The 6,000-nt window shown below is 59.3% G+C and carries 5 protein-coding genes; 3 read left to right on the top strand and 2 right to left on the bottom strand.

Annotated elements, in window-relative coordinates:
• Window positions 1-149: 149 nt before the first annotated feature.
• Both MKS85_RS28000 and MKS85_RS27995 read right to left on the bottom strand, forming a co-directional pair.
• Window positions 150-1,643, bottom strand: a complete 1,494-nt coding sequence (locus MKS85_RS28000) for a CoA-acylating methylmalonate-semialdehyde dehydrogenase (protein WP_188252460.1) — start codon at window positions 1,641-1,643, stop codon at window positions 150-152.
• Between the two features lie 72 nt (window positions 1,644-1,715).
• The gene (locus MKS85_RS27995) at window positions 1,716-3,065 is read right to left on the bottom strand and encodes an aspartate aminotransferase family protein (RefSeq protein ID WP_188252461.1); all 1,350 of its coding nucleotides are present in this window, start codon (window positions 3,063-3,065) and stop codon (window positions 1,716-1,718) included.
• 122 nt (window positions 3,066-3,187) lie between these two features.
• Here MKS85_RS27995 and MKS85_RS27990 point away from each other — a divergent pair, with 122 nt between their 5' ends.
• The 3 genes from MKS85_RS27990 (at window position 3,188) to MKS85_RS27980 (ending at window position 5,479) form a co-directional block, all read left to right on the top strand.
• Complete coding sequence (locus tag MKS85_RS27990) at window positions 3,188-4,108, top strand: LysR family transcriptional regulator (protein ID WP_047227434.1); 921 nt, start codon at window positions 3,188-3,190, stop codon at window positions 4,106-4,108.
• A gap of 131 nt (window positions 4,109-4,239) precedes the next feature.
• Window positions 4,240-4,890, top strand: coding sequence for a TetR/AcrR family transcriptional regulator (locus tag MKS85_RS27985; RefSeq protein WP_047227433.1), 651 nt, complete (start codon window positions 4,240-4,242; stop codon window positions 4,888-4,890).
• 7 nt (window positions 4,891-4,897) lie between these two features.
• Window positions 4,898-5,479 carry a YigZ family protein gene (locus MKS85_RS27980; protein ID WP_139051233.1) on the top strand — a complete coding sequence of 194 codons (582 nt, stop codon included), beginning with the start codon at window positions 4,898-4,900 and terminating at the stop codon, window positions 5,477-5,479.
• Window positions 5,480-6,000 lie beyond the last annotated feature (521 nt).

Genomic DNA, 6,000 nt, shown 5'->3' with positions numbered 1-6,000 from the left:
TTTCGACTGCGCCGGAAGTGGGGCGAATTATAGACGTCCAGGATTTGCCGTCAACACCTATTTTCATATTTCTGTCACAACAGCCAAAAGCCCCCCGCAAACACAGAGGCCGGTGTCCAAAGACACCGGCCTCTTCATCTACCTACCGCTTACAAGCTCGGGAAGGCGAACTGTGACGCCTCGTGGCTGGCACGCTGCGGCCAGCGCTGGGTAATAGCCTTGCGACGGGTATAGAAGCGCACCCCGTCCGGACCATAGGCATGCAGATCGCCGAACAGCGAACGCTTCCACCCACCGAAGCTGTGGTAGGCCACGGGCACCGGCAAAGGAACGTTGACGCCTACCATGCCGACTTCAATTTCATCGCAGAACAACCGCGCCGCCTCACCATCACGGGTAAAGATGCATGTGCCGTTGCCATACTCGTGATCGTTGATCAGTTGCATCGCCTCTTCCAGGCTGTTGACCCGGACGATGCACAGCACCGGCCCGAAAATCTCTTCTTTATAGATGCGCATCTCAGGCGTCACGCGATCAAACAGGCAGCCGCCCAGGAAGAATCCCTCCTCATGCCCGGCCACGCTCAAACCGCGACCATCGACAACCAGCGACGCACCCGCCGATACGCCATCTTCTATATAGCCGCTGACCTTGTCGCGATGCTGACCGGTCACCAATGGTCCCATGTCCAGTCCGCACGACGTACCCGCGCCGATTTTCAGCGACTGGATCTGCGGCACCAGCTTGGCGACCAGCGCATCCGCCACCTGATCGCCCACACACACCGCCACGGAGATCGCCATGCAGCGTTCGCCGCACGAACCGTAGGCCGCCCCCATCAGCGCACTGACGGCGTTATCCAGATCCGCATCCGGCATCAAGACCGCATGGTTCTTCGCCCCACCCAGTGCCTGCACGCGTTTGCCGCGCCGGGTGCCTTCGGCATAGATGTATTCGGCAATCGGCGTGGAGCCGACAAAACTCAGCGCCTTCACCTCCGGCGCTTCGATCAGTGCGTCCACTGCAGCTTTGTCGCCATGCACCACGCTCAACACGCCTTTGGGCAGCCCGGCTTCCAGAAGCAATTGGGCGATCAGCAACGTCGAACTCGGGTCACGCTCGGACGGTTTGAGGATGAAGCAGTTGCCACAAACGATCGCCAGCGGGTACATCCACAGCGGCACCATCGCCGGGAAGTTGAATGGCGTGATGCCCGCCACCACGCCCAAGGGCTGGAAGTCTGACCACGCGTCGATGTTCGGTCCTACGTTACGGCTGTATTCGCCCTTCAGAATTTCCGGTGCCGCGCAGGCGAATTCAACGTTCTCGATGCCGCGCTTAAGCTCTCCAGCCGCGTCTTCCAGGGTCTTGCCGTGCTCTTCGCTGATCAACTGGGCGATGCGCGACTCGTTCTGCTCCAACAACTGCTTGAACCGGAACATTACCTGCGCTCGTTTGGCCGCCGGTGTGTTGCGCCAGGCAGGGAAAGCCGCCTTGGCGGCGTCGATAGCTTGCTGAACCGTCGCACGATCGGCCAGTGGCACCTTATGAATCGCCTGGCCGGTGGAAGGGTTGAACACGTCGGCGGTACGAGCGCTGTCGCTCAACAGTTCGCCATTGATCAAATGCGCAATGAGGCTCATGGGGACTCCAGAATGTTATCCACAGGCGCCCGCTGCCGGACGCCCGTATTGAAAGCTATATAGAGGGACGCGTCAGTCGAGTTTGTTCAGCACTTCACCGACCGCATCGAACAAGCGATCCAGATCCTGTGGCTTGCTGTTGAACGTTGGCCCGAATTGCAGGGTGTCACCGCCGAAACGCACGTAGAACCCCTTTTTCCACAACGCCATGCCGGCCTCGAACGGGCGCACGATCGCATCGCCATCGCGGGGCGCAATCTGGACTGCCCCGGCCAGGCCATAGTTGCGGATGTCGATGATGTTCTTCGCCCCCTTCAGGCCATGCAAGGCCTTCTCGAAATGCGGAGCCACCTCGGCCACGCTTTGTACAAGGTTTTCCTTTTGCAGCAGATCCAGTGCCGCCAAGCCTGCCGCGCATGCCACCGGATGCGCCGAATAGGTGTAGCCATGGGGGAATTCCACTGCGTACTCAGGCGTCGGCTGGTTCATGAACGTCTGGTAGATCTCGGAGCTGGCAATTACCGCGCCCATGGGGATCGCGCCATTGGTAACCTGCTTGGCAATGCACATGAGATCCGGGGTCACGCCGAAACTATCGGCACCGAACATCGAACCGGTGCGGCCGAACCCGGTGATGACCTCGTCGAACACCAACAAGATGCTGTGCTGATCGCAGATTTCCCGCAGGCGCTTGAGATAACCCTCAGGCGGCACCAGTACGCCAGCGGAGCCGGCCATCGGTTCAACAAACACCGCGGCGATGTTGGAGGCATCGTGCAGTTCGATCAGCTTCAACAGCTCATCGGCCAAGGCGATACCACCCTCTTTTGGCATGCCACGGGAATAGGCATTGCTTGCCAGCAACGTGTGGGGCAAGTGATCGACGTCCATCATCGCCTGGCCGAACAACTTGCGGTTGCCGCTGACGCCGCCCAGGCTGGTACCGGAGATATTCACGCCATGGTAACCACGAGCACGGCCGATCATCTTGGTCTTGGTCGCCTGGCCCTTGAGACGCCAGTAGGCGCGGACCATTTTCACTGCGGTATCGGCACACTCGGAACCGGAGTCGGTGAAAAACACATGGTTGAGGTTGCCCGGTGTCAGGCTGGTGATTTTTTCTGCCAGCTGGAACGACAGCGGGTGGCCGTACTGGAAGCCCGGCGAGTAGTCGAGGGTGCCCAGCTGTTTGGCGACTGCTTCCTGGATTTCCTTGCGGGTGTGCCCGGCGCCGCACGTCCACAGGCCCGACAGCGAGTCGTAGACCTTGCGCCCTTTGTCATCCACCAGCCAACTGCCTTCGGCGGCGACGATCAGACGTGGATCGCGCTGGAAGTTGCGGTTGGCGGTGTAAGGCATCCAGTGGGCATCAAGCTTGAGCTGGCTGGCCAGGGAGCCGGCAGCATGTTCGGGCATGTTCATCGACAGAACCTCGCAGGAGAGAAGCGACAGGGATCCAAAGGCGTTCTTGCAGCTAACTTGCCACGGCGATAAAGTCGATGAAATCCAACTTTTCTAACCTTCAGTCAGCGGATCACTAAACTATGAGCGCGCGTCGTCCCGATCCGCTGGCCCAAGTCAGCGACTTTGATATTCGTCTGTTGCGCATTTTTCGCAGCGTGGTGGAGTGCGGTGGATTCTCCGCAGCGGAGACGGTGCTTGGGATCGGTCGCTCCGCCATCAGCCAGCAGATGAGCGACCTTGAGCAGCGTCTTGGCCTACGATTGTGCCAGCGCGGACGGGCGGGCTTTTCCCTGACGGAGGAAGGCCGCGAGGTCTATCAATCAGCGTTGCAGCTATTAAGTGCACTGGAAAGCTTTCGCACCGAAGTCAACGGCCTGCATCAACACTTGCGCGGCGAATTGATCATTGGCCTGACCGATAATCTCGTCACCCTGCCCCACATGCGCATCACCCATGCCCTGGCCCAATTGAAGGAACGCGGTCCAGACGTGCAGATTCAGATTCGCATGATCGCTCCCAACGAAGTCGAGCAAGGCGTACTCGACGGCCGATTGCATGTCGGCGTGGTGCCTCAGGCCAGTGCCCTTTCCGGGCTGGAGTATCAACCGCTCTACAGCGAACGTTCGCTGTTGTATTGCGCAGTCGGGCATCCGTTGTTTTATGTGGATGACCAACAACTGGACGACGCTCGCCTCAACAGCCAGGATGCCATCGCACCGACCTTCCGCCTGCCAGCCGAGATCCAGGCCCATTACCAGGCACTCAATTGCACTGCCAGTGCTTCGGACCGCGAAGGCATGGCGTTCCTGATTCTTACAGGGCGCTACATCGGTTACCTGCCGGATCATTACGCCAGCCTGTGGGTCCAGCAGGGACGGTTGCGCGCCCTCAAACCCACGGCCCGTTTCTATGATTTGAGCCTGGCGTCAGTCACGCGCAAGGGGCGTCGGCCTCATCTGGTGCTGGAGAGCTTTCTCCAGAGCCTGGCGGCAACCCGCTAACCCTTGGTCCGACATTGGCTGGGTTAGCCTGCCCCCAGCGAAAGGCTTTTAGCATGATGGCACTTGTCGGATCGCTGCCGGTGCGCTATCAACGCATTTGCTTGCCCCACAGACCCAGCCCGGAAACGCCCATGACCTTTGAAGTCCCTGCCCACGGTGGCAAGCCCACCAGCCGCATTCGTCAAAAAAACGAAGAGACCATCCTCAAGGCCGCCGAAGATGAATTCGCCCGTCACGGGTTCAAAGGCACCAGCATGAATGCCATTGCCTTGAAGGCCGGGCTGCCCAAGGCGAACCTGCATTATTACTTCACCAACAAGCTTGGGTTGTACGTGGCGGTGCTGAGCAACATCATCGAATTGTGGGACAGCACCTTTAATACCCTCACCGCCGAGGATGATCCGGCCGAAGCCCTGACTCGCTACATCCGCGCCAAAATGGAGTTCTCCCGCCGCCATCCCCAGGCGTCCCGGCTTTTCGCCATGGAAGTGATCAGCGGCGGTGAATGCCTGACTGAGTATTTCAACCAGGATTATCGCACCTGGTTCAACGGCCGCGCGGCAGTGTTCCAGGCCTGGATCGATGCCGGCAAAATGGACCCGATCGACCCCGTGCACCTGATCTTTCTATTGTGGGGAAGTACTCAGCATTACGCCGACTTCGCCACCCAGATCTGCCGCGTGACCGGTCGCAGCAAGCTGACCAAGCAGGACATGATCGATGCCGGCGACAACCTGATCCGCATCATTCTCAAGGGCTGCGGCCTGAAACCAACCTTTTAAGACGCTCATGCCTTTTACCCTCACCGGCTTTTGTGAATACCGCGAAGAGATTCGCAAAAGCCGCTTCATCACCCTCGCCGCCCCTATCACCAGCCCTGCCGACGCCGTGGCCTTTATAGAGCAGCACAGCGATCTGAACGCCACACACAACTGCTGGGCCTGGAAACTCGGCGACCAATACCGCAGCAACGACGACGGCGAACCGGGTGGCACCGCCGGGCGGCCGATCCTGGCGGCCATCGAAGCCCAGGCTTGCGATCAGGTCGTGGTGCTGGTGATCCGTTGGTACGGTGGAATCCAGTTGGGCACCGGAGGCTTGGCCCGGGCCTATGGCGGGGGCGCGAACAAATGCCTGCAAAACGCCGAGAAGGTTGAGTTGATCAGCCGTGTGGCGCTGCGCTGCACCTGCGGTTTCGCGGAACTGGCCCTGGTGAAACTGCGGGTCGCCGAGTGCGGCGGGCTGGTGAACACAGAAAGCTTTACAGCCAATGGCGTGGACTTGCAGGTGGCCGTGGGTGAAACGCAGATCGAAACATTGCAAAAGCAATTGGCGGACCTGAGCCGTGGACGGATTCTGCTGGCCCGTTGAGCGCGAGGGGGTCTGCGACTTTTCAGGGCAAACGCCATCGTGCGACTTGCCCACATCCACTGTGCACCCGACTGTGGATAACCTGAGCACATTCCGCTGTAACCCTTCTGTCATGCGGCTTTGCGGCCGTTGTTCGTTTTTTGATCAAAGCACTGTTTTCTGTACGAATTCTTCAGCAAAACAAATGCTTGCGAGGTTTTATCACCTTTAGAAGAAAGCCGGGCGCTGGTTATGCCAGACCTTCAGGCTTGCGCACAATAACTGTGGAACATCCTGTGGATAACCCGTTCATGGCTCACGCCGTCCCATGAAAGGCATGGCTCGCAGCCGCCTGATCATTTTTTAACCACCCGTTTCGGGGCACAAACAGCGCCTCTATCACCTGCTCGCCCCATTGCGGTGCCCTATCCACAGCGAGGGTGTTGGCGGGTAAGCCAAGCCGATAGGCAAAGCGCGGGGCTCGCTGACATTTCCTGACCTACTGGCCAGGAAATTGCTTTATCCACAGGCATTCATGTCCC

It is taken from the genome of Pseudomonas sp. JL2, from assembly GCF_031570495.1.
Classification (GTDB): domain Bacteria; phylum Pseudomonadota; class Gammaproteobacteria; order Pseudomonadales; family Pseudomonadaceae; genus Aquipseudomonas; species Aquipseudomonas rhizophila.
Note: the sequence above shows the minus strand (reverse complement) of the source record. Positions and strands in the feature narration are given on the sequence as shown.

Bases quoted from the DNA above. Each gene is read 5' to 3' on its own strand.
- MKS85_RS27995 (WP_188252461.1), bottom strand. From the start codon at position 3,065: ATGAACATGCCCGAACATGCTGCCGGCTCCCTGGCCAGCCAGCTCAAG.
- MKS85_RS27980 (WP_139051233.1), top strand. From the start codon at position 4,898: ATGCCTTTTACCCTCACCGGCTTTTGTGAATACCGCGAAGAGATTCGC.
- MKS85_RS28000 (WP_188252460.1), bottom strand. From the start codon at position 1,643: ATGAGCCTCATTGCGCATTTGATCAATGGCGAACTGTTGAGCGACAGC.
- MKS85_RS27985 (WP_047227433.1), top strand. From the start codon at position 4,240: ATGACCTTTGAAGTCCCTGCCCACGGTGGCAAGCCCACCAGCCGCATT.
- MKS85_RS27990 (WP_047227434.1), top strand. From the start codon at position 3,188: ATGAGCGCGCGTCGTCCCGATCCGCTGGCCCAAGTCAGCGACTTTGAT.